This window comes from Halorhodospira abdelmalekii (assembly GCF_016583625.1).
In the GTDB taxonomy this organism is placed as follows: domain Bacteria; phylum Pseudomonadota; class Gammaproteobacteria; order Nitrococcales; family Halorhodospiraceae; genus Halorhodospira; species Halorhodospira abdelmalekii.
This window is the reverse complement of the sequence record NZ_NRRN01000023.1, coordinates 15,310-40,853: the sequence shown is the minus strand read 5'-3', so window position 1 is coordinate 40,853 and position 25,544 is coordinate 15,310. Positions and strand designations below refer to the sequence as shown.

The following is a 25,544-nucleotide window of genomic DNA, read 5'->3' as shown; positions in this document are numbered from 1 at the left end:
CCGCAAGACCCCGCACTAAGGGCTGCAGAGAGGCATTGCAGACCCGTCACGAACAGAGATCAGCAGTAGGAGCCAGTTATGGGTAAGATTATCGGCATCGATTTGGGCACGACCAACTCGTGCGTTGCGGTCATGGAGGGCAATAAGACCCGCGTGATCGAGAACGCCGAGGGGGATCGCACCACGCCCTCGGTCGTAGCCTTCACCGACGACGGCGAGATCCTGACCGGGGCGCCGGCCAAGCGCCAGTCGGTGACCAATCCGCAGAATACCGTTCACGCTGTGAAGCGCCTGATCGGCAGGCGTTTCCAAGAGGACGTTGTACAGCGTGACATCAAGGAGATGCCCTATAAGATCGTCAAGGCCGACAACGGTGATGCGTGGGTCGAGGTGCAGGGCAAAAAGATGGCCCCGCCGGAGGTTTCGGCCCGCACGCTGCAGCGCATGAAGAGCACCGCGGAGGACTACCTCGGCGAGGAGGTTACCGAGGCGGTCATCACGGTGCCGGCCTACTTCAACGATTCGCAGCGCCAGGCCACTAAGGACGCCGGGCGTATCGCTGGGCTTGAGGTTAAGCGCATCATCAATGAGCCGACGGCGGCCGCGCTCGCCTACGGTCTCGATAAGGAGGGTGGCGATAAGAAGGTTGCGGTCTACGATCTCGGCGGGGGAACGTTCGATATCTCGATCATCGAGATTGCCGAGGTCGATGGTGAGAAGCAGTTCGAGGTCTTATCGACGAGCGGTGATACCTTCCTCGGTGGCGAGGACTTCGATAAGCGCGTCATCGACTACCTGGTTGCCGAGTTCAAGAAGGATCAGGGCATCGAGCTCAATAACGATCCGCTCGCCATGCAGCGGCTGCGCGAGGCGGCCGAGAAGGCTAAGGTCGAGCTCTCCTCAAGTCAGCAGACCGAGATCAACCTGCCCTACATCACGGCCGATCAAGCCGGCCCGAAGCACTTGGCGCTGAAATTGACGCGGGCGAAGCTCGAATCGTTGGTCGAGGATCTGGTCGAGCGCACCTTGGCCCCGTGCAAGACCGCCCTGCAGGATGCGGGGCTCTCCGCTGCCGAGGTCGAAGAGGTGATCTTGGTCGGTGGGCAGACACGGATGCCGAAGGTGCAACAGAAGGTCAAGGAGTTCTTCGGCAAAGAGCCGCGCCGTGACGTCAACCCGGACGAGGCCGTTGCGGTCGGTGCCGCGGTCCAGGCCGGGGTGCTTGGGGGCGATGTCAAAGACGTTCTGCTGCTCGATGTCACACCGCTTTCGCTCGGCATTGAGACGCTCGGCGGTGTCATGACCAAGCTCATCGAGAAGAACACGACGATTCCGACCCGCGCCCAGCAGACCTTCTCGACTGCCGAGGACAACCAGACCGCGGTTACGGTGCATGTGCTCCAGGGCGAGCGCGAGATGTCCAAGGACAACAAGTCGCTCGGTCGCTTCGATCTGACCGACATCCCGCCCGCCCCGCGCGGTGTGCCGCAGATTGAGGTGACGTTCGATATCGACGCCAATGGTATCCTGCACGTCTCGGCGAAGGATAAGGCGACCGGTAAGGAGACCGGTATCGAGATTAAGGCTTCATCGGGCCTTAGTGATGATGAGATCGAGCGCATGGTCAAGGAGGCTGAGCAGTACGCCGAAGAGGATCAACGCCAGCGCGAGTTGGTCGAGGCGCGGAACCAGGCCGATAGCATGATCCATGCGACGCGCAAGGCGCTGGCAGAACTCGGGGAGCAGGCTGAGGCCGCCGAGAAAGAAGAGGTCGAGGCGGCGATCCGCGAGCTTGAGCAGGCTAAAGAGGGTGACGACAAGACGGCCATTGAGCAGAAGACGCAAGCCTTGGCCGAACAATCGGGCAAGCTCGCCGAGAAGGCGTACCAGCAGTCGGCGGCCGCTGGGGCGGCTAGCGCTGCCGGAGCCGATGGTGCCGATGGTGCCGACGCCGCCGCCGAGGGTGCAGAGGCGCCGCGCAGTGGCGGCTCGAAGAGCGGCTCGCGCGGTGGTGACGACGATGTTGTCGACGCCGAGTTTGAGGAGGTCAAAGACGATGAGGCGGGCAAACGGTAGACCGCCACGCCCGGCCCGCGGTCCCGCGCTGCGGTGAATCGACACGGGTCGTCTGAGCGGAGGCGCAGGGCGGAGTATCCTCCTGCGCCTTTCTCGTTGTTGGGTGGGCAAACGCGGAGCAGCCTATGGCGAAGCGCGATTACTATGAGGCACTGGGGGTGGCTAAGAACGCCTCGGATGCCGAGATCAAAAAGGCCTATCGGCGCATGGCGCAGAAGTATCACCCTGATCGCAATCCGGGGGATGAGAAGGCTGCCGAGCGCTTTAAAGAGGCCAAAGAGGCCTATGAAATCCTCTCCGATGCACAGAAGCGGGCGGCCTACGATCAGTTCGGCCACGCCGGCGTTGATCCGTCGGCAGGCGGCCGTGGGTACGGCCCCGGGGGGCCGTCGCCACAAGACTTTCAAGATATCTTCTCCGATGTCTTCGGCGATATCTTTGGTGCAGGCGTCCGCGGGGGGCGCGCACGCGCCTATCGCGGCGCTGATCTGCGCTACACCCTAGAGCTGACGCTCGAAGAGGCCGTACGCGGGACCGAGGAGCAGATCCAGATCCCGACGCATGTTGAGTGCGGCGCCTGTAAGGGGAGCGGTTCGCGCGGCGGGGGGGCGCCACAGACGTGTCCGACCTGTAAGGGGCAGGGTGCGGTGCGCGTGCAGCAGGGCTTTTTCGCCCTGGAGCAGACGTGTCCGCGCTGTCACGGCAGCGGTTCGTTGATCACCGACCCCTGTCCGAAGTGTCGCGGCCGTGGTCGGGTCGAGGATCGTAAGACCCTCAACGTGCGCATTCCCGCCGGTGTCGATAATGGTGATCGGATTCGTCTCTCCGGCGAGGGGGAGCCGGGCGAGAAGGGTGGACCGCCTGGTGATCTCTATGTCCAAATCGCGGTTAAAGAGCACGAGTTTTTCGAGCGCGACGGCGCCGATCTCTTCTGTCAGGTGCCGATCGATATCGTCAGCGCGGCACTCGGCGGCGAGGTCGAAGTGCCGACGCTGGAGGGGCGCGTGAGTCTACGCATTCCCTCCGGGACGCAGTCTGGACAAATATTCCGGTTGCGCGGCAAAGGGGTCAAACCGGTGCGCGGCAACCGGCAGGGCGATATGCTCTGTCGCATCCAGGTCGAGACTCCGGTGCAGTTGACCAAGCGGCAGAAAGAGTTGCTTGAGGAGTTTCGTGGCACCATGCGCAACACCGGCGGTAAGCATCAGCCGCAGACCTCATCGTGGCTCGATAAGGCGAAGCAGTTTTTCGAGGAGTGGCGCTCATGAGTCGGCTCCAGGTTGCGGTGGTCGGTGCTAGCGGTCGTATGGGGCGCATGTTGATCGAGGTGATCGCCGGGGATGAGCGCGCTGAGCTGGTTGCCGCGGTCGATCGGGCGCCGCACGCTCGTGGCCGTGATGCCGGTGAACTTGCCGGGTGCGGTGCACTGCAAGTCGAGATCGAGAGCGAGGTCGCGGCGGCGATCGCGCGCGCCGACGTGGTGATTGATTTTTCATTGCCACAGGCCACCAGCGCGGTGGCCGAGGCGTGTCGTGTTCACGCGACACCGCTGGTCCTCGGGACGACCGGTTTGGGCGAGGCGGAGCAGGCGGCACTCGCCGAACTCGCCGAGCGGGTGCCGCTGGTGCAGGCAGCGAACTACTCGACCGGCGTGACCCTGCTAACCGTCTTGGTCGAGCAGGCCGCGCGGGCGATTGGTTCGCACAGCGACATCGAGATCATCGAGGCGCACCATCGTCATAAGGTCGATGCACCCTCGGGCACCGCCTTGCGCTTGGGGGAGGCCGTCGCTGCGGTCTTGGAGCGTGATCTGAAGCAGTGTGCTGTCTATGGCCGTGAGGGCCATACGGGTGTGCGTGCGCATGAGACGATCGGCTTTGCAACACTGCGAGCGGGTGATATCGTCGGCGAACACACCGTGCTCTTTGCCGGTGACGGCGAGCGCCTTGAGCTGACCCATAAGGCCTCGAGCCGCACCACCTTTGCTGCCGGGGCGGTGCGCGCTGCCCACTGGGTCGTCGGGCAGCCGGCAGGGCGCTACGACATGCGCGATGTACTCGGGCTGAGCACTGCGCCCTCTCTTTGATTGATAACGGTGAGGCGCCCCGCCGCTTGCTCGGCGATCGCCTCCCAGCCTCCCTCCAGGATCGAACTCAATAGGCTGGCTGCAATCAAACGATGGGGTCGGCGTCAGGCTGCCAGTGCACGCGGGCGGAGCTTGTCGGCGTGTTGCTGCAGAAAGTAGTCGATCGTCTCGGTGCGAATCTGGATCGAGCCAGCCGGGCGATTCTCATCGAGATCCTTAAAACAGAAGTAGGGCGTACCGGAGCGCTCGATGATCTCCTCGATGACGGCGTAGATCGGTGCATCGTGACCACACTTGAAGCTCGAGAGCTCGACGGCGACTAGGTTGGGATGGCGGGCGATGAACTTCGCTGCCCACAGCTTCCGCGAGGAGTGCTCCGAGAAGTCGTGCTTCCAGACATCGTCGATGGCCAGGGCGGAACTCACCTCGCCGCGGCGCACCTCGCCGCCGAAGAGGCGATCGAGCAGGTCGCGATCGTCCGGCAGGGCATCTTGCCAAAAGATCGGATAGCCCTTGCGTTGCAGCTCATCCAGGATGCCGTGGTTGATCCCGGGGTCGTTGTGGTAGGGGCGGCCGAGGACGCCGATACCGATGCGGCCCTCGCGCTCTAACATATCGAGCGCAGTGCGTTGGCGCTGGCGCAGCTCCTCTTCGACCGCGGCGATGGCCCGCAGCCCTTGCCGGGTCGCCCGGTACGCCTCCTCTACGCTCAAGCCGAGCGTCTCCCCCCAGTCGGCGAACATCTGTCGGGCAGCGAGGCGGGGGTCGTGGAGGTTGAGCAAGGTCTTCTTAAAATCGATCCCGTGTTCGGCAAAGAGGTCGCCCTCGCGCACAAAGGCAGCGTGGGTCGACTCGGCGGTGGCGACCACCGTCGGGCAGGCCATCGAGCTCATCACCCCTTCGAGGGTGCTCGGCAGGCTGTGAATCATCGGGAAGAAGATGTGCGTCAGTGCGCGCCGCTTGTGTTTGCCGTAGAGCAGATTGTGAACGTGCGGGATGCCGAGCTTGCTGGGGAAGCACGGGTCGATACTGCCGCGCGTGGCCCCACGGCGGTAGAGCTCCTGATCGGTGTAGTCGGAGAAGACGATATTGCGCGCCGGGACACCGAGCGCGGTAAAGAAGCCGAGGAAGAAGGGGGCGCAGGCGTAGAGGTTGAGCACCCGCGGGATGCCGATGCGCACCTCGCCTCGATCGGCCTGAGCGCGGCGGCGGCGCGCCGCGTAGCGTGGCCGGAGAAGGGCGATTAAGCCGCGCGGCTGCGGATCGGCGACCGATTCGACCACCGGGGCTTGGAAGAGCCGCTGCGCGGCGATCTCGGGGAAGTTTGGGTTGCGTTCGACGACCTCATCGAGGTTCGCCTTGATGCGGCGCATGGCGGCGACGTCTTCGACCTCGCCCTTCTCGCAGGTAGCGACGATCAAGCGCTGATACCCCTCGGGAATGGGGATCTTCGGCGTCTTGGGTGCCGTGCCGGGTTGCCCCTCCTGGTCATTTCCGGTACCCGGGGCCGAGAGCGGGGGCAGTGGTGGTGGCTCTGCAGCGGGTTGTTCCGCTCCGGCGGCGACGTCGATAAAGGTGCGCAGGCAGAGGTTTTTACAGAAGTAGCAGCGAGTCTGCTCGTTGCGGATGGTGCGGTGGCGAATGTGCCGGGTGCGCTCCAAGCCGATGAAACGAGTGCGACGCCCCTGCTCGAAGAGCACGCGCGCCTCAAGTGCGGCGCCGATGGCGCCGGATTCGCCGCAGTGGCGGTGGACCTGGATGTCGCACGTTCTGCCGAGACGCTCGAAGCGCTGTTTGAGATCGTCGACTTGTGCCTTCACCGCGGCCAGGTTGCGCTGCGTCCCTCCCTGCAAGACGAAGCGCTCGCCGAGCTCGGCCGGGTTGGCGATTTGGGCGACGTAGAGCCAGATGTTTTTGGGCAGGACGGCGGCCAGACCGGCCAAGATCTCATTGGCTCGCCACCCCTTGCGCTGGAAGTCGACGATATCCGACTGTAGAAAGACCGCGCAGCCGTGATTGAAATCCGGCATGGCATCGGCGCTAAAGGCGATATCGGCGTACTCCTCGACCGCGTAGCCAAAGGCGCGGGCGGTCGCCTGGAGGAAGTAGCCGTTGCCGGCCGAACACTGGGTGTTGAGGCGAAAGTCACGCACCCGGCCCTCTCTCAAAAACATCAGCTTGATGTCTTGCCCGCCGACATCGACGATGACGTCGGTGCCGGGGTAGAAGTGCTGACAGGCGTGGGCGTGGGCGACGGTCTCGACGAGCGCGGTATCGGCTTGCACGACGTCGCGGATGATATCCTTGGCATAGCCGGTGGTCCCGACGCCGATGATCTCAAGGCGCGCCCCTTGGGCGCTGATCTGCCCCTCAAGTTCGGCAATGATGGCGATGGCATCTTCGATCGGGTTGCCCTGTGAGAGTTGATACGCCTTGGCGACCACCTCGGCATCGGCGCCGAGCAATACCCCCTTGGTCGAAGTGGAACCGGCGTCGATGCCGATGAAGGCGCGCACCCGTTCACCGGGGCGAAACGCTGCCGGTTGCCACGGCGGTGGGCGGTAGCGCTCAAGGAAGGTCGTCAGGTCGTCGTGACTGCGAACTAGGGGCGCGATTTGGTGGGCACTGCGACCGCTGCGTTGTCCCTCAGCGATATACCAGTCGAGCTGCTTGCGCCCAGGGTAGCGAGCCACCCCAGGCTGATCTTCGAGTTCCTGCCGGCCCAGCTCCGCCGCCCCTAAGGCGGCAAAGTATTGCGCCCGCTCGGGGACTAAGACGGCCTCCTCGGGCGTTTGTGGCGCTGGCGTGGTCGGAGCAGTGGCCGATGTGGCCGTGGTGCCGATCTCGATCCCGCGCTCACGCCATATCTGCGTAATGTGGTGACGCCAGCACTCCTGCAAGCCGCGGATGTAGGTGTTGGGACCGCCGAGCAGCAGGACCGTGGGGCGCAGGGTATGCCCCCGGGTTAACACCGAGAGATTTTGCTGCACGATCGACTCAAACAGTGAAGCCATCAGCTCTTCGGCGCTGACGCCCTGTTTTTGCAGGGAGTTGATGTCGGTCTCGGCAAAGACGCCGCACTTGCCGGCGACCGGATGGATGGTTCGCCCGGTGTAGCCCATCGCGCCAAGTTCAGCGGCGGGGATGCTGAGCTTATCGGCGATCTTGTCAATGACCGCACCGGTGCCCCCGGCGCACTTGTCGTTCATCGACGGGAGCTTCTTTTTGGTCCCCCCGCCAAGATCCTTAAAGACGATGATCTTGGCATCCTGGCCACCGAGCTCAACGACGCTGCCGACGTCAGGGAAGAGCCTTTCGACGGCCAGTGAGACGGCGTGAACCTCTTGGACGAAGCGGGCGCCTAGGCACTCGGCTAAGCCGCCGCCGCCCGAGCCGGTGACAAAGAGGTGGAGCTGGCCGTGGGCAGCGTGCTCAGGGAAGGCCTCTTCGATGGCGACGAGAAAGTTACGCGCGGTCTCGGCTTGGCGAGTCTCGTGGCGGCGGTACTCCTGCCAGAGGACATCGCAGCTCGCCGGTTCCAGGACGATCGCTTTAACCGTCGTCGAACCGACATCCAGGCCGATGATCAGCGGTGAGGGGGGGGGCGTTGTGCCGTCGGCTGTCATAACGCTTACTGAGCCTCCGCTTGATCGTCGCCGACCGGCTTGCTCTCCCGAGCGCTGGGGGCGTTCGCCTGGTGACCGCTAGGCGCTTGATCAGGGCTCCAGGCCGGGTCACGGTGAATCCGCTCACCGACGTGGTAAACGAAGGCCGCGGCACGCCCGATGACCCCGGCGCGCCGCGGTACCTCGTAAAAGGGGCTGCGCAGTTCCGGATGTGCGGCCGCGTAGGCGCGGATCTGTGTCAGCGAACAGCCGCTCTCTTGCAGAGCGCGTTTAAACTCACCGCGGCAGGCGCTCTTTGCCTCACTTAATGCCATCTGCGCGCGGGAATAGGCGTTAATCTCCCCCTCACCGGCAGTCTCGATCGGCAGAAAATTGATCTGTGGGAAGTCGGCTAGGACGGCTGCCTGTGCCCCGTCGGACTGGGTCGACGGCATACAGCCGAAGGGTTTGAGTGAGAGCGTCATGTGCGCCAGCGCGTGCTGATAAGCGTAGAGGTTCTTGGCTACCTCCAGGTGGCCTTCACCGCCCGTGATACGGGCGTGGTAGTAGGGGTGGCCGAGGCGCTCCAGGGTCTCCTGGTCGGTCAACTCCGGTAGCGGGCCGCCGATGGCACGGCCGAGACGCTGGAACTCGCGGTGCAGCAGCCAGCCACACAGTCCCAGCAGACGATCGCGGAGCAGGTAGCGAGTGCGTGCGCGCAGCCACAGCCAGGGCCGCAGTCGTTCGCCGAGGCGGGCTTCGTCCTCGCTGATAATGCGCAGGTCGTTCAGCCGCCAGTGCAGGGTGTGGCGCATGTAGTCGATCCAGGTGGCGACGGGTTCGACGTGGACCTCGGCCCCCTCTGCCTCAAGGAACTGGAACATGCGGAAATTACCGTCTCCCTCGGTCGTTTGCGCCCAAAACTCGCCGGTAACACGCACGATCGGCTTCGCGCGGCTCCAGTCGACTTCGATCTGCTCAGCGATCGCCTCTCGGCACCGACGCAGGGCTGCGACGTAGTCGGGATCGCGCAGTTGAGCCAAGATGCGTGCAACGTCCTCGGCTTGCGGCAACGGTGTCAGGCGGTGCAGCGCGCGCGCCAGCACGCCGATGCGGATTGGATCGTGGCGCTTCTCGGCCAGGTGCTCGGCGCAAATCTGCAGGCACCGCTCATGGACTGCGTCTAGTGCCGCGGCATCGACAGCGTAGGGACGCAGGCGGTAGAAGAGGCCGTTGAGGAGATCGCCGATCAAGATCGCGTTGATCAACGTCAGATAGAGCTTAATATCGAACTGCAGGCCGTCGCCGACGGCGCCAGCACGGTGACCTTCGCCGCCTGCCTTCTTATCGAAGGCGATGACCCGAAAGTCGGTGAAACCGGCCCGCTCTAAGGCGCGCCGATACTCCGCCTCGTACATGCCGAAACGGCAGGGGCCGCAGGAGCCCGGGGTTACAAAGAGGTAGTCGGCGCCGAGTTGCTCGCGACGGACTCCCTGCTCAATGCAGAGTCGCTCTAGGTAGTTGATCAGCGAGCCGGCGACGTAGTACACCGGGTTGCACTGGCCGGGGTTACAGTATTCGCGTCCGGTGTGAAAGTCGGCCTTATTCGGCACCGGAATGCGCTGAGCCCGATAGCCGAGCCCGTGCAGGCCGGCCTCGATCAGCCGATCGTGCGCCGCCGTGAGTCCGCCAAAAAGGATGGTGACCCGGCTGCGTTCGGCACGGGCAAAGGGGCGCTCCGGCGGGCGCCTATAGTGGCGGCGCTCGCCGCTGCTGGCGGCCCGGGAGTGAGCCCGAGTTTCGGCTGGGCCGCGGGCTTGCGCCTGGGCTTGACGCCGTTGCGCGGCGCTATGAAGCTCGGTTTCCATCGGAGCGTCGCCGTCTACCTGTAACCTTCTTGAAAAGAAAGAATCTAACCGCAAAGGCACCGCTGGATCAAACGTTCGGGCGCTGCGCAGTGAATAAGCGACAAAGCGTCTCTTGATAAATCAGGGTTAGTTCTTCGAGATCGGCAACGGCGACACACTCGTTCACCTTGTGGATCGTCGCGTTGAGCGGCCCGAGTTCAACAACCTGAGTGCCCGTCGGTGCGACGAAACGCCCATCCGAAGTGCCGCCGCTGCTTGAGCGCCGGGGGCGGCAACCGGTGTGCGTCGTGATGGCCGCCTCAAGAGCGGTGAGTAGGGGGCCCTCACCGGCTTGGAAGGGGGCGCCGGAGTGGTGCCAGGCGATGGTAAAGCGTAAATCGTGGCTGGCGATAAGGGCTTCGATATCTTCCCGCAGCTGTTGCTCGTCGAGCAGTGGCGAGTAACGCAGGTTGAACGTCAGCTCCAGCGCGCCCGGAATCACATTATCGGCGCTGGTGCCAGCGTGGATATTGGAGATCTGTAAGCTGGTGGGGGGGAAGTACTCGTTGCCATCATCCCAGCGCCGGCTGATGAGGTCGTTGAGCAAGGGGGCTGCCCGGTGTATGGGGTTGTCGGCGCGATCGGGGTAGGCGACATGGCCTTGTTCGCCGTATATGCACAGGCGCCCGGTCAGTGAGCCGCGGCGCCCGATTTTGATCTCATCGCCGAGGTGTTCGCAGCTGCTCGGCTCACCGACCAAGCAGTAGTCGATCGATTCACCGCGTTCGCGTAAGACGTCGACGACCCAGCGCGTACCGTCGCGGGCCTCCCCCTCTTCGTCACTGGTTAACAGCACGGCTAAGGAGCCGTCGGGCTCGGGATAGAGTGAGAGGAAACGCTCCAAGGCGACGGTGAAGGCGGCCACGCTGCCTTTCATATCAGCCGCTCCCCGACCGTAAAGCAGGCCGTCGACGATAGTCGGCTGAAAAGGCGGGTAGTGCCAGGCCGATTCCGAGCCGGTCGGCACGACATCGGTGTGGCCGAGAAAGCAAAAGAGCGGCTGCGTGCGGCCGCGCCGCGCCCACAGGTTGGTGACCTTGCCGTGCGAAAGCCACTCGATGGTAAAACCGAGCTTGGCCAGCCGCTCGGCGATCAGGGTCTGGCAGCCGGCATCAGCGGGGGTCAAGGAGGGGCGACGAATGAGTGCCTGAGCCAGTTCAAGGGTCGCGCTCATGAAAGGGGGTGCTCTCGCTGTCGGCGGTTGTCCGCCTGCAGGCGACGACGCCGCTGCATTTGAAGTGGGAGTGCGCTCAAATGATGACTATATGGTATATTGCGCACATAATATAACAAAACGGCGTATTGTGCAAAGCAACGGTGTCCCTGCGATTGAAATCGCGGGTTTCCTTGCGGAGAGCCTAATGAAGATTTGTATCGTGATCGACCCGTTAGAGAGTCTGAAACCGGAGATGGATACCTCCCTCCTGCTGGCCTCGGCGGCTAACCAGCGCGGCGATGAGGTCGCAATCACCTTCCCGGCGCGGCTCCTGGTGCGTGATGGACAGGCGTACGCCTATACGCACCGCTTCCCCTATCGCCGGGATGCCGCCGACGCCGGTGACCTGCGCAGCAGTCTGGGCAGTGAGCAGTTCGAGGCGCTGGCCGAGTACGACGTCGTCCTGGTGCGCCCCGATCCGCCAGTCAATATGAGTTATCTGGCGATGACCTACATCCTAGATTGCGCCAACACCTGTGTCGTGAATGCACCGAGTGCGCTTCGCCACATCAACGAAAAGACTGTCACCATGCGCTGGCCGGAAGCCACCCCTGAGACGTGCTTCGGCTACGATGTCGAGACCCTCTTTGCCGAGATGGAGCGTGACCGCGAGCGCTGGTGGGTGATCAAGCCCGGCAATGAGTTCAACGGCAACGCGGTGGCCAAGGGGCGTGCCGCCGACCGGGATCAGGCGTTGCAGGCGCTGCGTGAGTGCACCAAAGGAGGCACGCAGTTGGCTATCCTGCAGGCCTTTCTGCCCGCCGTCGAACGCGGCGATAAGAAAGTCTACCTGGTCGGGGAGACCCTTATCGGGGCGATGAATCGCTTGCCCATCCCTGGCGACTTCCGGGCGAATATCCACCTTGGGGCTGCCTTCGAGGCGACCGAGCTTTCCACACAGGAGCGGAAGATCTGTGAGCAAATCGGTGCCTACTGCGCCGAGCAGGGTGCGCCGTTGGTCTGCATCGATCTGATCGGGGGGTATGTGACCGAGGTCAATATCACCAGCCCGTCGGGGATCCCCGAGATCAACAGGGTCGACCAGGCGGCCTACGAGCATCTGATCCTTGAAAAGCTCGAAGAGTACGTCGTCGCTCGTAAATAGCCGGGACCCGACAGAGCAAGGCCAGGCCGCCCGGGTGTGTGCCACCGCGCGCCACGTCGCCGCGGGAGCACCCTAGGAGTGCGTCCGGACGCGGCGGCGCGGGCGTAGAGCAGCGGCCGGCTAAGGCCGCAGCAGTTCGTTGATACCGACCTTGGCGCGGGTGCGCTCATCGGCGTACTTGATGATCACCGCACAGTAGAGGCTGTGGCTGCCATCGTTCGCGGGGAGGTTGCCGGGGACCACCACGGCTCCGGCGGGCACGCGTCCGTAGGAGATCTCGCCGGTGGTGCGATCGTAGATCTTGGTGCTCTGGCCGATGTAGACCCCCATCGAAATCACCGCGCCGCGTCCGACGATGACCCCCTCGACGACTTCCGAGCGGGCGCCGATAAAGCACTCATCCTCGATGATGGTGGGGCTGGCTTGCAGCGGTTCGAGCACTCCGCCGATGCCGACCCCCCCCGAGAGGTGGACGTTCTTGCCGATCTGTGCGCACGAGCCGACAGTCGCCCAGGTATCGACCATGGTGCCGGCATCGACGTAGGCGCCGATGTTGACGTAGGAGGGCATCAGGACGACGCCGGGACCGATATAGCTGCCGCGCCGTGCCATGGCCGGTGGCACGATGCGAGCCCCCGACTCGCGCAGCGCTGCTTCGTCCCAGTCGCTGAACTTGAGTGGTACCTTGTCGAAAAAGCGCGAGACCCCCCCCTGCATTAATTGGTTGTCGTTGAGGCGAAAGGAGAGTAGCACTGCCTTTTTCAGCCACTCATTGACCTGCCAGCCGTTGGCGGTGGGTTCGGCGACACGTTCGCGACCAGTGTCGAGTTCGTTCAGCGCCGCGGTGACCGCTTCACGCAGCTCTGCTGGGGCGTTGTTCGGGTCGAGTTCTTGGCGCCGCTCAAAGGCCTGCTCGATCACCGCTTTCATATCGTCGCTCATGCTTGTTCTCCTGATCTTTTCCTGACCTTTTGAGGGTCTTTATGATGACGGTCTTTTGCTGGTCTGTCGGTGCGATCGTCGCCTATGCCTGCTCTAAGTCGATCCAAGTAAGTCGCTCCAAGTCGCCGGTGCTTGCCCGTTTGCGGCTATGGCGGTGCCGTGGAGGGGGCGCAGTACGGCGTGCTGCGTAGCTGAACTTTACGTGGCGCTGGGGCCGTGCAGCCGTTCGACGAAGCGGCGGATGCGTTCGGCCGCCTCTAGGCACGCCTCTAACTCGGCGACCAGGGCGATGCGCACTCGGGCGGCGCCGGGATTGTCGCCCTCTAAGGGGCGTGAGAGGAAGCTGCCGGGCAGTACCGTGACGTTCTCTTCCTCCCACAGCCGGCGGGTAAACTCTTGATCGTCGAGTGGTGTGCGCGGCCACAGGTAGAAGGTCGCTGGCGGTGCATCGGCTTCTTCAAGCACCTCGCTGAGCCGCATGCTCGTCTGCTCGCAGCGCGCGCTATAGCGCTCACGGGCCGCCTCGACGTGCGCCTCATCGTCCCAGGCGACGCAGCTGGCTTCCTGGGCATACAGTGGCAGGGCACACCCTTGGTAGGTTCGATAGCGCAAAAAGGCGTGGATGAGCCCAGGATCACCAGCGACGAAGCCAGAGCGCAAGCCGGGGACGCTAGAGCGTTTCGAGAGGCTATTGAAGACGAGGCAGCGCTCAAATTCGCTGTGTCCGTGATCGAGACAGGCGTTCAGGAAGCTCCTCGGCGCCCTTTCGGGAGTGCCGCGATAGATCTCGCTGTAGCACTCATCGGCGGCAATGATGAAGCCGTAGTGCTCGCTGAGCTCAAGGATGCGCTGCTGATACGCTGGGCTGGCGATGGCCCCGGTCGGGTTCGCTGGTGAGCAGACATAAAAGAGTTGAACGCGGTTCCAGGTGCGCGGTTCGAGGAGATCGAGATCGGGCAGGCCGGTGGCCGGATCGAGCGGCAAGTAGAGCGGCCGGGCGCCGCTGAGCAGCGCCGCCCCCTCGTAGATTTGGTAGAAGGGATTGGGCATGGCGACGAATGGCCGACCGCGACCGATCACGGTCTGGGCAATCGCAAAGAGCGCCTCGCGTGTGCCGGCGACCGGCAATACGTGACGTTCCGGGTCGACAGCGGTTGCCGGCAGCGCGAAGCGGCGCTGCAGCCACGCACTGATGCTTATCCGCAGCGCCTCAATGCCGCGGGTTGGGGGGTAGCGGCTGACGAGGGCAAGGTGTTGCTGCAAGGCCTCGCTGATCAACGTCGGTGCCGGCTCTTGTGGCTCGCCGATGCCGAGATTGATGTGCGTTTTATTGCTCGCCGGGCGACCGCCTGCCTTAAGGCGTTCCATGCGCTCGAACGGATACGGCTGCAGAAGAGATAACCCGCGGTTCATGTCACTCCGTGCTCCTCGTCGACGAGTTCGGTGAGCGTATCGCGAACGCACCGAAACTGTTCTGGGCGCCGCAGTGGTGCGCCGTCGGTATCAGTGATGAAGAAGATATCCTCGGCCCGCTCCCCCATGGTAGCAATTTTCGCGTTCTTTACGCGGATCTCACAGCGCGAGAAGGCAGCGCCGATACGTGCAAGCAGGCCGGGCCGATCGGCGGTTGTCAATTCGACAATGGTTCGGCCGTTGAGGGGGTCATCGTTAAAGACGATCTCGGTTGCCGTTTGAAAGTGGCGCAGTTGCCGGGGTACTTGGCGGGTGACCGGCAGCGGCGGAAGGCCCTCGCTGCAGGCGGCAGCACGGACCTTGGCGCGGATTTCGTCGCGGCGGCGCGTGTTGGCAAGTTCGCTGATATGTAGCGTACTCGTAGCGTTTTTGCTCTGGCGCTCAAGGACCAGGTAGCTATCGAGGGTGTAGCCGCACACGGTGGTGATGATGCGTGCCTCGTAGATATCGAGCCCGAGCCGATCGAGCGCTGAGACGCAGTGGGCGAAGAGATCGGGGCGGTCTTCGGCGTAGAGAAAGACCTGCATCCCGCCGCTGGCGGTGTTGCGGTCGACCAGCACCAACGGCATATCGTCGATGTGGGCGCCCAGCATGCCCTCCGTGTGCCAGGCGATCTCCTCGGCGTTGTGGCGCAGAAAGTAGTCGTCAGGGAGGTGTTGCCAGAGCGTGCGGATCTGTTTCGGCAGCAGGCCGCGCTGGCGCAAGATGCGGCGCGCATCGCGTTGGGTATCGCGGATCAGTTCATCCTTGCCGATCGGGTTGCTGGTGCCGCGGCGGATCGCTCGGCGGGTTAGGACGTAGAGCTCATCGAGCAGAGCAGAGCGCCACGTGTTCCATAGCGCCGGGTTGGTTGCGCGGATATCGGCAATCGTCAGTAGGTAGAGCGCATCGAGGTAGGCCTGATTGCCGACGGTGCGGGCCAGTTCGGTAATGACGGCCGGATCGGAGATATCTTTGCGTTGCGCAGTGGTCGAGAGCGTCAAGTGATGGAGGACGAGCCAGGCGACAAGACGCGCATCGTAAGCCCCGAGACCGTGCTGGATGCAAAACTCGTAGGCGGCCCGTGCCCCGAGCTGTGAGTGATCCCCGCCGCGGCCCTTAGCGATGTCGTGGAAGAGTCCGGCGAGGTAGAGCAGTTCGGGCTTGGGCGCCTGTGCCATCACCGCGTGAGCCAGTGGCAGTTCGTCACGATGCTCGGGCAGGGTTAGACGGCGCAGGTTGCCGATGACGAAGAGCGTGTGTGAGTCGACCGTGTAGGCGTGGAAGAGATCGTACTGCATCCTGCCGGTAATGCGGGCGAAGTCGGGTATGTAACGCCCTAGCACACCGTAGCGATGCATCCGCCGCAAGGCGTGGGTGACTCCCTGGGGCTGACGGAGAATCTCGATAAAGAGCGAGCGGCAGCGCAGATCGCGTCGAAAGCGTTCATCGATCGACGTGCGGTGTTGACGGATGAGCCGGATGGTCGAGGCCCGCACCCCTTTGAGCTCGCTGTGCTGTTCGAGAATCAGGAAGGCTTCGAGCAGGGCGAAGGGGTAGCGGGCGAAGACCCGCGGATCGGTGACCTCAAGATAGCCGCGCCGGGACTGAAAACGACGGTTGATTGGCTGCGGTTCGGCGTCATCGTCGCCGTGCAGGATCTCTTCGGCAAAGTGTTGCAGCAGCAACTCGTTAAGCCGTGAGATTCGCATCACGGTGCGAAAGTAGCGCTGCATGAACTGTTCGACGGCGAGGTTGCGGTCATCGTCCTGATCGTCGAAGAGGCGAGCAAGCGTTAGCTGATGATCGAATAGCAGTCGGTCCTCGCGGCGCTTCGCAATCATGTGCAGGCCGAAACGGACGTCCCACAGATACGATTGCGCTGCATAGAGGGTCTGATATTCGGCCTCGGTTAGAAAGCCAGCGCCGACGAGACCGTGGAGGTCTTCGCTGCCGAAGTGGCGTTTCGCCACCCAGCCGATCATCTGGATATCACGCAACCCGCCCGGGCTCGATTTGATATTCGGTTCGAGGTTATAGGCGGTGTCGTGAAAGCGGGCATGGCGCTGCTGCTGCTCGGCGAGCTTCGCCTCGAAGTAGAGGCGACTCGGCCATTGGCGCTGTGCGTCGAGTTCGGCGCGCGCCTGCGGTAGCAAGGAGGGGTCGCCGGCCAAGGTGCGCGACTCTAGCAAGGTGGTCGCGATACAGACGTCGCTCGCCGAGGCTTGCAGCGACTCCTCTAGGGTGCGGACGCCGTGGCCGATCTCCAGGCCCAGGTCCCAAAGTTGGGCGATGAAACACTCGATGCGTTCGTAAGGAACCGTGTTGCGAGGGGGGTCGATCAAGACCAGGACGTCGATGTCGGAGCCGGGGTGAAGTTCACCGCGACCGTAGCCGCCGATGGCCAGGAGCGCGCAGCCGGGCGTGCCGACGCCGGCATCGGTGGCTACGGATACCGGTAGCGGGGGAGATGGAGTGCCTTCGTGCGCTGTAGGGTGGCCGTAGAGTGCTGCCGTCCAGAGCTGGCCGATGAGCGCGTCGACGAATTCGGTCCGTTCAAGGATAAGGGTTGCGGCGGCGACTCCAGCACGGAAGCGGTGATAAAGTCCGGCGTCGAAGGCGCTCAGAAGCCCTCGCAGGGCGGGCACTAGGGGCGAGCCGGAGCGGGCCGCCGCAGCGACGGCAGCGACATCGGGGGCTGCGTCCGCTAGCGAGTCCGCCATAGTGCATCGCTCCTCTGCCACTCCCACTCCGCTCCTCTCCCTCCGTTCAGGATGGCGGTTCTCTGCTGCTCCTGGGAGGGGGCGAGGCGGGGGGTGCGCCGATCAGCGCTCATCGGCCCCAAGGGTCAGCACCTCATAGCCGTTTTCGGTGACCAGCACGGTGTGTTCCCACTGCGCCGAGAGGTTGCGATCTTTGGTGACTACGGTCCAGTTGTCACGCAACAGACGGGTCTCCGGCCGTCCGGCGTTGACCATGGGTTCGATCGTAAAGGTCATCCCTGGCTCCAGTACGCTGCCTTGGCCTGGGGTTCCGTAGTGGAGCACTTGTGGTTCTTCGTGGAACGCTTGGCCGATGCCGTGGCCGCAGTACTCGCGGACGATCGAGAAGTGGTGGGATTCGGCGTGCTGCTGGACAGCGTGGCCGATATCGCCCAGGGTGGCTCCGGGGTGCACCTGCTCAATGCCCCGCCACAGGCTCTCCTTGGCGACCTCGACCAGGCGGCGGGCGCGGATGCTCGGTTCGCCGACAAAGAACATACGGCTGGTATCCCCGTGCCACCCGGCCTTGATCACCGTGATATCGACGTTGACGATATCGCCTTTTTTAAGCTTTTTGGGGCCGGGAATGCCGTGGCAGACGACGTGGTTGACGGAGATGCACGTCGCCTTGGGAAAGCCGCGATAGTCGAGCGGTGCCGGTATCGCCCCGAGCTCCTCGGTGATGTAGCGATGGCAGAGGGCATCCAGCCACTCCGTCGTGACCCCTGCTTCGACGTAGGGGGTGACCATGTCGAGCACGTCGGCTGCGAGCCGACCGGCGCAGCGCATGGCCGCGATCTCATCTGCGGTTTTGATCGGAATTGCCATGTGCCGACTCTAGCATATCGCGTGGCGTAAGTCGCCGGGGTGCGCTTGTCCCGAGCGTGAATCGGTGTTATAAAGCGCGGCGCTACCGGGCGTTCGGTGGCGCTGCGGACGGTGCTCGGCTCCCGACGCACGCAAAACTTAAAAACCACACATACATCGGCACATGCGGCCGGGTGCCCGCAGCGCGGGTTGCCGTGTGAGGGATGTATGGAGGCGTAACCCGACATTTGAGGAGAGTAGTGAACATGGCTGACGTTTCCATGCGACAGATGCTGGAGGCGGGTGTCCACTTTGGCCACCAGACCCGCTTCTGGAACCCGAAGATGCGCCCCTATATCTTCGGCGAGCGCAACAAGATCCACATCATCAACCTCGAAAAGAGCCTGCCTCTCTATAAGGATGCCCTGAACTTCGTGGGTCGGTTAGCGGCGAAGGGCGGGCGAATCCTCATCGTTGGTACCAAGCGCTCGGCCCGCGAGCTGGTGCGTGAGCACGCGCAGCGCTGTGCTCAACCCTACGTCGATCACCGTTGGCTCGGCGGCATGCTGACCAACTTCCGCACGGTCAAGCACTCGATCGCCCGCTTAAAGGAGCTTGAGACCCGCTCTCAGGACGGCACATTCGAGAAAGTGACCAAGCGTGAGGCGCTGTCGCTGACGCGCGAGATGGAGAAGCTCAACCGTAGCTTGGCCGGCATCAAGAATATGGAGCGGCTGCCGGATGCGCTTTTTATCGTCGACGTTGGCTATGAGCATATCGCGGTGGCTGAGGCGAACAAGCTCGGGATCCCGGTGATCGGGGTCGTCGATACCAACTGCTCCCCCCGCCAGGTCGACTACGTCATTCCAGGCAACGACGATGCGATTCGCGCCATCGAGCTCTACGTCTCCGGTATCGCTGACGCTGTACTCGATGCCAAGCAGGCGGCGAGCCAGGCGGCAGCCGCGGGTAAAGACGACTTTGTCGAGATCAACGAGACCGCATCCTGAGGGGATAGTTGTTCATGAGTGTATCTGCAAGTCTGGTTAAAGAGCTGCGTGAGCGGACCGGCTCAGGCATGATGGAGTGCAAAAAGGCGTTGGTCGAGACCGACGGTGATCTCGATGCCGCTGCTGAGTTGATGCGCAAGAAGGGGCTGGCCAAGGCCGATAAGAAGGCCGGGCGGGTCGCTGCCGAGGGGCGAATTGCAGCAGCGCGGGCAGCCGATGGCTGCAGTGGTGTTATGGTGGAGATCAACAGCGAGACCGACTTCGTAGCCAACGGCGATGAGTTTCGTGGCTTCGCCGAGGCGATTGCCCAATGCGCCCTGGATCAGGAGCCGGCCGATCTTGATGCCCTGCTCGCTTGCGAGGTGGATCGTCAGGCCGACGGCAAGTCGGTCGCGACGCTGCGCCAGGAGATGGTGGCGCAATTGGGCGAGAACATCGAGATTCGCCGCTTTGTCCGTTATGCTGGCGGCGGCCAGGTGGTGCACTATCTGCACGGTGCCCGCATTGGGGTTATGGTCGAGTTCAGCGGCGGTGATGAGGCGCTCGGTCGCGATTTGGCGATGCACATTGCCGCCTCGGCGCCGCTTTGTGTAGCGCGTGAAGATGTCCCGGAGGCGCAGATTGCCGCCGAGCGTGAGATCTTCGTGGCGCAAGCACGGGAGAGCGGCAAGCCCGAGGCAATTATTGAGAAGATGGTCGAGGGCCGAGTCAACAAGCACCTGAACGAGATTACGCTGCTGGGGCAGCCCTTCGTCAAGGATCCTGATCAAACAGTGGGGGATCTACTCAAGGGCCAGGGCGCTCAGGTTCTGCGCTTTACCCGTTACGAGGTCGGAGAGGGCAAGGAGAAGAAGGACGAGAGCTTCGCTGACGAGGTGATGGCTCAGGTCCGTGGCGCCTGACGACGCCCGCGCCGCGGTTGCGGCTGGGTAACGGCGAGTGAGCAGCGCCTGCCCGGGGTTGCTGGATCCGGTCAGGGCGCTCGCTCGCGCTCAACAGGGGAGCCGATTGTAGATGACGGTGCCACGCTATCGCCGAATTCTTATCAAACTCAGCGGCGAGGCGCTGCTCGGGGAGGTCGAGTACGGCATCTCCGCAACGACCTTAAGCCGTATTGCCGACGAACTCTCCGAAGTCCGGGCGCTCGGGGTCGAGGTCGCGGTTGTGATCGGCGGTGGTAATATCTTCCGCGGTGCCGGTCTGGCGGCCGCGGGGATGGATCGGGTGAGCGCCGATCACATGGGGATGCTGGCGACCGTCATGAATGCTTTGGCGTTGCAGGATGCCCTGGAGCGTCGCGGTGTCTTCAGCCGGGTCATGTCGGCGATCAAGATCAACCAAGTCTGTGAAGATTACATTCGGCGCCGCGCCGTGCGCCACTTGGAGAAGGGGCGGATCGTAATCTTTGCCGCTGGGACGGGCAATCCCTTTTTTACGACCGATTCTGCTGCCAGTCTCCGGGCGGTCGAAATCGGTGCCGAGCTGTTGCTTAAGGGGACTAAGGTTGATGGGGTCTATAGTGCTGATCCGGTCAGAGATCCGACAGCGCGTCGCTACGAGCAGTTGACTTATGACGAGGTCCTGAGCCGGCGTTTGGAAGTAATGGATGCTACCGCTATCGTCCTGTGTCGCGACCAGGGGATGCGCATCATGGTCTTCGATATGACGCAGCCCGGGATGGTGGTCCAGGCGGCCCAAGGCATGCCGGTGGGGACGGTCGTCGATCCCGGGCCGTCCAGCGCCAGTGCCGAGGAGGAACAACCGTGATCGATGATATTCATAGTGACGCCGAAAGGCGGATGGCCAAAGCGGTAGAGAGCCTTAAAAGCGATCTTTCGCGGCTGCGTACCGGACGTGCTCAAACCAGTCTACTCGATGCCGTCCACGTCGAGTACTACGGTGCCGAGATGCCGATCAAACAGGTGGCTAACGTCAGTGTCGAGGACTCCCGAACGCTGAGCGTGGTGCCGTGGGAGAAGAGCATGGTGCCGGTCGTTGAGAAGGCGATCATGGCCTCGAATCTAGGGCTCAGTCCGGTGACTGCGGGGCAGACCATCCGGGTGCCGTTGCCGCCACTGACCGAAGAGCGGCGCAAGGAGATGGTGCGCCTAGTCAGAAATGAGGCCGAGCAGGCACGGGTGGCCATTCGCAATGTGCGCCGCGATGCCAACTCCGATCTCAAGGATCTGGCTAAGGGCAAGGAGATCACCGAGGATGAGGAGCGCGGTGGCCAAGAGAAGATCCAAAAATTGACCGATCAATATGTCGGGCAAGTGGATCGAGTGCTCGAGGAGAAAGAGCGCGAGCTGATGGAAATCTGAGCGGCCGCCCGTTATGGATGTCCCTGAGACCGCAGAACGGATCGCCGATCGCCTCTCCGGCGTCTCGCTCCCCGAGCATGTTGCTATCGTCATGGACGGCAATGGGCGCTGGGCGCAGCAGCGCGGTCAGCCGCGCCATGCTGGGCACTATGCTGGGGTGCAGGCCGTGCGTGGGGTGATCGAGGTCTGTGCTCGGCTGCAGGTGCGGGCGCTGACCCTCTTTGCCTTCAGCAGCGAGAATTGGCGGCGCCCGAAGGCCGAGGTGCGGGTGCTCATGGAGCTGTTTCGCACGACGCTCGATCGCGAACTCGCCGAGCTCAAGCGCAACAACATCCGTTTGCGTTTTATTGGCGAGCGTGGTCGGCTGGAAAAGGGGCTGCAGCAGCGGTTGACCTTGGCTGAAGAGGAGACAGCCGCGAACGATGCACTGACGCTCGTTGTTGCGACGAGTTACGGCGGACGCTGGGAGTTGAGCGAGGCGACACGCCGGCTAGCGAGCGCCGCGGTACGTGGTGAACTCGACCCAGCGCAGATCGATGAAGCAGCGCTGCGCTCGGCCCTGTGCGCTCCCGATATTCCCGACCCCGATCTCTTTATCCGCACGGGAGGGGAGCAACGGCTCTCTAATTTTCTACTCTGGCAGTTGGCTTACACTGAACTTTACTTTACGGAGACCCTGTGGCCCGATTTCACTCCTGATGAGCTGGCGGTTGCGTTAGAGGACTTTGCGGAGCGCGAGCGCCGCTTCGGGGAGCTCGGTAGCAAGCAGGGCGCTGGTGAGCAACAGCTCGCTGCGGTGCCGTTAGGGCAGGCGCGGGATGCTTAGAGCGCGAGTCGTTACGGCGCTCTTCTTGGGGCCTTTACTGCTGGCCGCTATTTGGCTGCTGCCGACTGCGGCGATCGCTTGGATCGTCGCTGCCGGTGCTGGGGTTGCGGCTTGGGAGTGGACGCAGCTGATGGGGGTCAGCCATCTGCAACGGCGCGCCGCCTTGGTAGCCGCTTTCCTGCTCACTCTGGTGCCGGGGTACGGGTTGTTGGTCTGGGCTCCGGAGTGGGTGCCGTATATCTTCTACTCGACAGTCGCGTTGTGGTTGGGAGCAGTTGGCTGGTTGTGGCTCTTTACCGTGCGCGGCCTCAGTGCCCCGTCGCCACTTGTCGCCGGGATTGTCGGTTGGTTGCTGCTGTGGCCGTGCTGGTTGGCCCTGGTCTATCTGCACGGTCACACCCCGTGGGGGCCGTTTTGGCATACCTTCCTGTTGGTTCTGGTCTGGGGAGCGGATACCGGTGCCTACTTCGGTGGCCGAGCTTGGGGGCGGCACCGCTTAGCGCCACGGATCAGCCCCGGTAAGACGTGGGAAGGGGCCATCGTCGGCGGGGGTGCGGCCGTTTCGGCAGGGTTGCTGCTGCTGGCCGTGATGCAGCCGGCAGCGCCAATGTGGACTTACCTCGTGTTGCTTACCGTGCTGGTTGTGGTCGCCTCGGTCGTCGGCGACCTCTTCGAGAGCATGCTCAAGCGACAGCGTGGGATCAAGGACAGTGGGGGCATCCTCCCCGGACACGGTGGGGTGTTGGATCGAATCGATAGTCTGACGGCGGCAGCGCCGTTTTTGGCAGCGGGGTTGGCGTGGTGGCAGAGCGGAATGTAATGCGATTGGCAATCCTCGGTGCGACCGGCTCGATCGGGCGCAGTACATTGGATGTGGCGGCCCGGCACCCGCAGCGCCTCTGCGTTGAGGCGGTGGCGGCGGGGCGCGATGTCGACGGACTCTTTGAGATTTGCCAGAGCCACCGGCCACGCTACGCCGCTTTGGCCGATCCGCAGGCGGCGGCTGAACTCGAACGGCGCTTGCAAGAGGTCGGTCTGCAAGGGATTGAGGTCGCTGCCGGTGAGACGGGAGTGGCCGAATTAGCGGCTCTGGAGAGTGTGGATGCCGTGGTCACCGCCGTTGTCGGTGCTGCGGGTTTGGCCTCATCGCTGGCCGCTTGTAGCGCCGGGAAGAGGATCTTGCTGGCCAACAAGGAGACCTTGGTGGTGGCTGGTGAGCTCTTTATGGCAACGGCGCAGCGCAGTGGGGCGCAGATTGTGCCGGTTGACAGCGAGCATAACGCCGTCTTTCAGGCTCTGCCGGCCGATAAGCGACTCACTGGGAACGGAATCGAGCGTATCGTCTTGACCGCCTCTGGGGGGCCATTTCGCGACCGCGATCCGGCGACGCTGGCGGCAGTGACCCCCGAGGAGGCGTGTGCCCATCCGAACTGGTCGATGGGACGAAAGATCTCCGTCGACTCGGCGACAATGATGAATAAAGGCTTGGAGGTCATTGAAGCGTGTCACCTCTTCGATCTGCCGTCTGAGCGCATCGATGTGGTGATCCACCGACAGAGCTTGATCCACGCCTTGGTTGGCTATCACGACGGCTCCTACATTGCGCAGATCGGCGCCCCCGATATGCGCGTACCGATCTCCTATGCACTCGGTTTTCCGGAGCGTATCGCCTCCGGTGTGGCGCTGACCGATCTGGTGGCGGCCGGTAAGCTGGAGATCGAGCCGGTCGACGAGCGCCGCTTTCCCTGTCTGGGGTTGGCCTATCAGGCGCTGCGTAGTGGTGGTGGCGCTTGTGCCGTACTCAACGGAGCGAACGAGGTGGCAGTTGATGCCTTTCTCGGCGGCCGATTGCGGTACGATAGGATCGCCGCGGTCATCGAAGAGGCGCTGGCTTCCGAGGGCGCGGTTGGCGTACCGACCGACCTAGAGTCGGCGTGTACGATCGATGCGCGCGCACGCCGGGCGGCCGAGCGTGCAGTCGCCCGCTGGATCGAATGAACTAGAGAGTTACCCTATGACCCTCATCTGGAGCATCCTTGCCTTCCTCGTTGCGATCACCATCTTGGTGGGGATCCATGAAGCCGGTCACTTTTTTGTCGCGCGGCGTTTCGGGATCAAAGTACGGCGCTTCTCCATCGGTTTTGGTCGCCCCCTGCTGCGTTGGCGCGGGAAGGCGCCTGATTACACCGAATACGTGATTGCAGCGATCCCGCTCGGTGGTTACGTCCAGATGATCGATGGCCGCGAAGGCGATCTGACGACCGAAGAGCAGGAGCGTAGCCTTAATAGCCGACCTTTGAAGCAGCGGGCGGCGGTTATTCTCGCCGGACCGGCGGCGAATTTCCTCTTCGCCATACTCATTTATTGGGCGGTGGCGGTGATCGGCACCGAGCAGCAGCGGCCGATTATCGATCAACCACCGGAGGGGACCCCGGCGGCTGAGGCTGGCCTGGAGCGTGGACAAGAGATCCTGAGCATTGCCGGGCGTGAAGCGCCGACGTGGCAGCGCTCGGTGATGATCATTCTCGATGTCGGCTTCCGTCATGAAGCGTTGCCGATCCTTGTGCGCACGGAGGATGGCCGGGAGCAGACCTACTATCTGAACTTGGCCGCTGAGCCGAAGCTCCGTGACACCGTCGATGTCCTCGGCACGATCGGTCTCTACATGTACCTGCCGACCCTGGATACGCTCCTCGGCCATGTGCCGGATGAGGGGCCGGCGGGAGAGGCGGGTCTGCGTCCGGGAGACCGGATCCTCACGGTCGCCGGCGAGCCGGTGGAGACGTGGCGAGAATTGACCCGCGAACTGGAACCGCGCGCTGGCGAAACGGTCGAAATCGGCTACGAGCGTGACGGGGCCTCAGGGACGCTGGCGGTGACTCTCGGTGCGATACAGCGCGGCGATCAGGAGGTGGGTCGCCTTGGGGTCAGTCCGCAGATCCCAGAAGGGTATCGCGAGCGCGTGATCCGCGAGGTGAAACACGGTCCCCTGGAGGGGTTCGTGGTCGGGCTGGAGCGGACCTGGGAGACGACGACGCTGACGTTGAAGATGATTGCTCGCATCGTTGTCGGCGAGGCGAGTCTGCAGAACATTGGCGGGCCGGTGACGATTGGCGAGTTTGCCGGTGAGACCGCAGCGATCGGTCTGACCGCCTTTCTGTTCTTCTTGGCACTGATTAGCGTCACCCTCGGTGTGGTGAATTTGTTGCCGATCCCTGTGCTCGATGGTGGACATCTGCTCTATCTGGGATACGAAGCCCTTTCCGGGCGCCCGCCCTCCAATCAGGCGCTGTTGATTGGTCAACGGGTTGGCATCGTGATGATCATCGCGATCATGAGCTTGGCGCTGTATAACGACTTCGCGCGCATCCTCGGGTAGGCGGCGCAGATCGAGCGAGCTACGGGCTCGGCGTAACGGAGCAGTAAGCG

Annotated in this window: 19 protein-coding genes; 12 read left to right on the top strand and 7 right to left on the bottom strand. The window is 63.3% G+C overall.

Annotation, left to right across the window (positions count from 1 at the left end; genetic code table 11):
- The first annotated feature begins 78 nt into the window (after positions 1-78).
- The 3 genes from dnaK (at position 79) to dapB (ending at position 4,162) form a co-directional block, all read left to right on the top strand.
- Positions 79-2,076 carry a molecular chaperone DnaK gene (gene dnaK, locus CKO15_RS07335; RefSeq protein WP_200194066.1) on the top strand — a complete coding sequence of 666 codons (1,998 nt, stop codon included), beginning with the start codon at positions 79-81 and terminating at the stop codon, positions 2,074-2,076.
- Between the two features lie 125 nt (positions 2,077-2,201).
- Positions 2,202-3,344: a molecular chaperone DnaJ gene (gene dnaJ / locus CKO15_RS07330; protein WP_200194064.1), complete on the top strand. Its 1,143-nt coding sequence runs from the start codon at positions 2,202-2,204 to the stop codon at positions 3,342-3,344.
- Positions 3,341-4,162, top strand: coding sequence for a 4-hydroxy-tetrahydrodipicolinate reductase (dapB, locus tag CKO15_RS07325; protein WP_200194062.1), 822 nt, complete (start codon positions 3,341-3,343; stop codon positions 4,160-4,162). The genes dnaJ and dapB overlap by 4 nt, the downstream gene beginning before the upstream one ends.
- A 104-nt stretch (positions 4,163-4,266) precedes the next feature.
- On the opposite strand, the gene CKO15_RS07320 is transcribed toward dapB, so the two are convergent.
- The 3 genes from CKO15_RS07320 to dapE form a co-directional block, all read right to left on the bottom strand.
- Positions 4,267-7,788 (bottom strand): BadF/BadG/BcrA/BcrD ATPase family protein, encoded by a 3,522-nt coding sequence (locus CKO15_RS07320; RefSeq protein ID WP_200194060.1) that lies wholly within the window; start codon positions 7,786-7,788, stop codon positions 4,267-4,269.
- Between the two features lie 5 nt (positions 7,789-7,793).
- Positions 7,794-9,635 carry an activator of (R)-2-hydroxyglutaryl-CoA dehydratase gene (locus tag CKO15_RS07315; protein ID WP_200194058.1) on the bottom strand — a complete coding sequence of 614 codons (1,842 nt, stop codon included), beginning with the start codon at positions 9,633-9,635 and terminating at the stop codon, positions 7,794-7,796.
- Positions 9,636-9,702: 67 nt separating this feature from the next.
- Positions 9,703-10,848, bottom strand: a complete 1,146-nt coding sequence (gene dapE / locus CKO15_RS07310) for a succinyl-diaminopimelate desuccinylase (RefSeq protein ID WP_200194056.1) — start codon at positions 10,846-10,848, stop codon at positions 9,703-9,705.
- A 187-nt stretch (positions 10,849-11,035) separates the two neighbouring features.
- Here dapE and CKO15_RS07305 point away from each other — a divergent pair, with 187 nt between their 5' ends.
- Positions 11,036-11,995, top strand: a complete 960-nt coding sequence (locus CKO15_RS07305; RefSeq protein ID WP_200194054.1) for an ATP-grasp domain-containing protein — start codon at positions 11,036-11,038, stop codon at positions 11,993-11,995.
- A 120-nt stretch (positions 11,996-12,115) separates the two neighbouring features.
- Here CKO15_RS07305 and dapD read toward each other — a convergent pair whose 3' ends face one another.
- The 4 genes from dapD to map form a co-directional block, all read right to left on the bottom strand.
- Positions 12,116-12,937 (bottom strand): 2,3,4,5-tetrahydropyridine-2,6-dicarboxylate N-succinyltransferase, encoded by an 822-nt coding sequence (gene dapD, locus CKO15_RS07300; protein WP_200194052.1) that lies wholly within the window; start codon positions 12,935-12,937, stop codon positions 12,116-12,118.
- Positions 12,938-13,135: 198 nt separating this feature from the next.
- A complete protein-coding gene (dapC, locus tag CKO15_RS07295) occupies positions 13,136-14,350 on the bottom strand; it encodes a succinyldiaminopimelate transaminase (RefSeq protein WP_200194050.1) in 1,215 nt (404 codons plus the stop codon).
- Positions 14,347-17,112 carry a [protein-PII] uridylyltransferase gene (glnD, locus tag CKO15_RS07290; protein WP_200194048.1) on the bottom strand — a complete coding sequence of 922 codons (2,766 nt, stop codon included), beginning with the start codon at positions 17,110-17,112 and terminating at the stop codon, positions 14,347-14,349. The genes dapC and glnD overlap by 4 nt, the downstream gene beginning before the upstream one ends.
- Before the next feature lie 102 nt (positions 17,113-17,214).
- A complete protein-coding gene (gene map, locus CKO15_RS07285) occupies positions 17,215-17,979 on the bottom strand; it encodes a type I methionyl aminopeptidase (RefSeq protein ID WP_200194046.1) in 765 nt (254 codons plus the stop codon).
- 245 nt (positions 17,980-18,224) lie between these two features.
- Between map and rpsB the strand changes: the two genes are divergently transcribed.
- The 8 genes from rpsB (at position 18,225) to rseP (ending at position 25,494) form a co-directional block, all read left to right on the top strand.
- Positions 18,225-18,968, top strand: a complete 744-nt coding sequence (gene rpsB, locus CKO15_RS07280) for a 30S ribosomal protein S2 (RefSeq protein ID WP_200194044.1) — start codon at positions 18,225-18,227, stop codon at positions 18,966-18,968.
- Between the two features lie 14 nt (positions 18,969-18,982).
- Positions 18,983-19,870 carry a translation elongation factor Ts gene (gene tsf, locus CKO15_RS07275; protein WP_200194042.1) on the top strand — a complete coding sequence of 296 codons (888 nt, stop codon included), beginning with the start codon at positions 18,983-18,985 and terminating at the stop codon, positions 19,868-19,870.
- Between the two features lie 112 nt (positions 19,871-19,982).
- A complete protein-coding gene (gene pyrH, locus CKO15_RS07270) occupies positions 19,983-20,735 on the top strand; it encodes a UMP kinase (protein ID WP_200194040.1) in 753 nt (250 codons plus the stop codon).
- Positions 20,732-21,289, top strand: a complete 558-nt coding sequence (gene frr / locus CKO15_RS07265) for a ribosome recycling factor (protein ID WP_200194037.1) — start codon at positions 20,732-20,734, stop codon at positions 21,287-21,289. Before pyrH ends, frr begins: the two co-directional genes overlap by 4 nt.
- Positions 21,290-21,302: 13 nt before the next feature.
- Positions 21,303-22,115, top strand: coding sequence for a polyprenyl diphosphate synthase (gene uppS / locus CKO15_RS07260; protein ID WP_200194035.1), 813 nt, complete (start codon positions 21,303-21,305; stop codon positions 22,113-22,115).
- The gene (locus CKO15_RS07255) at positions 22,108-22,935 is read left to right on the top strand and encodes a phosphatidate cytidylyltransferase (RefSeq protein WP_200194032.1); all 828 of its coding nucleotides are present in this window, start codon (positions 22,108-22,110) and stop codon (positions 22,933-22,935) included. The genes uppS and CKO15_RS07255 overlap by 8 nt, the downstream gene beginning before the upstream one ends.
- Complete coding sequence (gene dxr / locus CKO15_RS07250; RefSeq protein WP_200194030.1) at positions 22,935-24,113, top strand: 1-deoxy-D-xylulose-5-phosphate reductoisomerase; 1,179 nt, start codon at positions 22,935-22,937, stop codon at positions 24,111-24,113. The genes CKO15_RS07255 and dxr overlap by 1 nt, the downstream gene beginning before the upstream one ends.
- A 16-nt stretch (positions 24,114-24,129) precedes the next feature.
- Entirely contained in the window at positions 24,130-25,494 is a 1,365-nt protein-coding gene (rseP, locus tag CKO15_RS07245; protein WP_200194028.1) for an RIP metalloprotease RseP, read from the top strand.
- Positions 25,495-25,544: the final 50 nt, after the last annotated feature.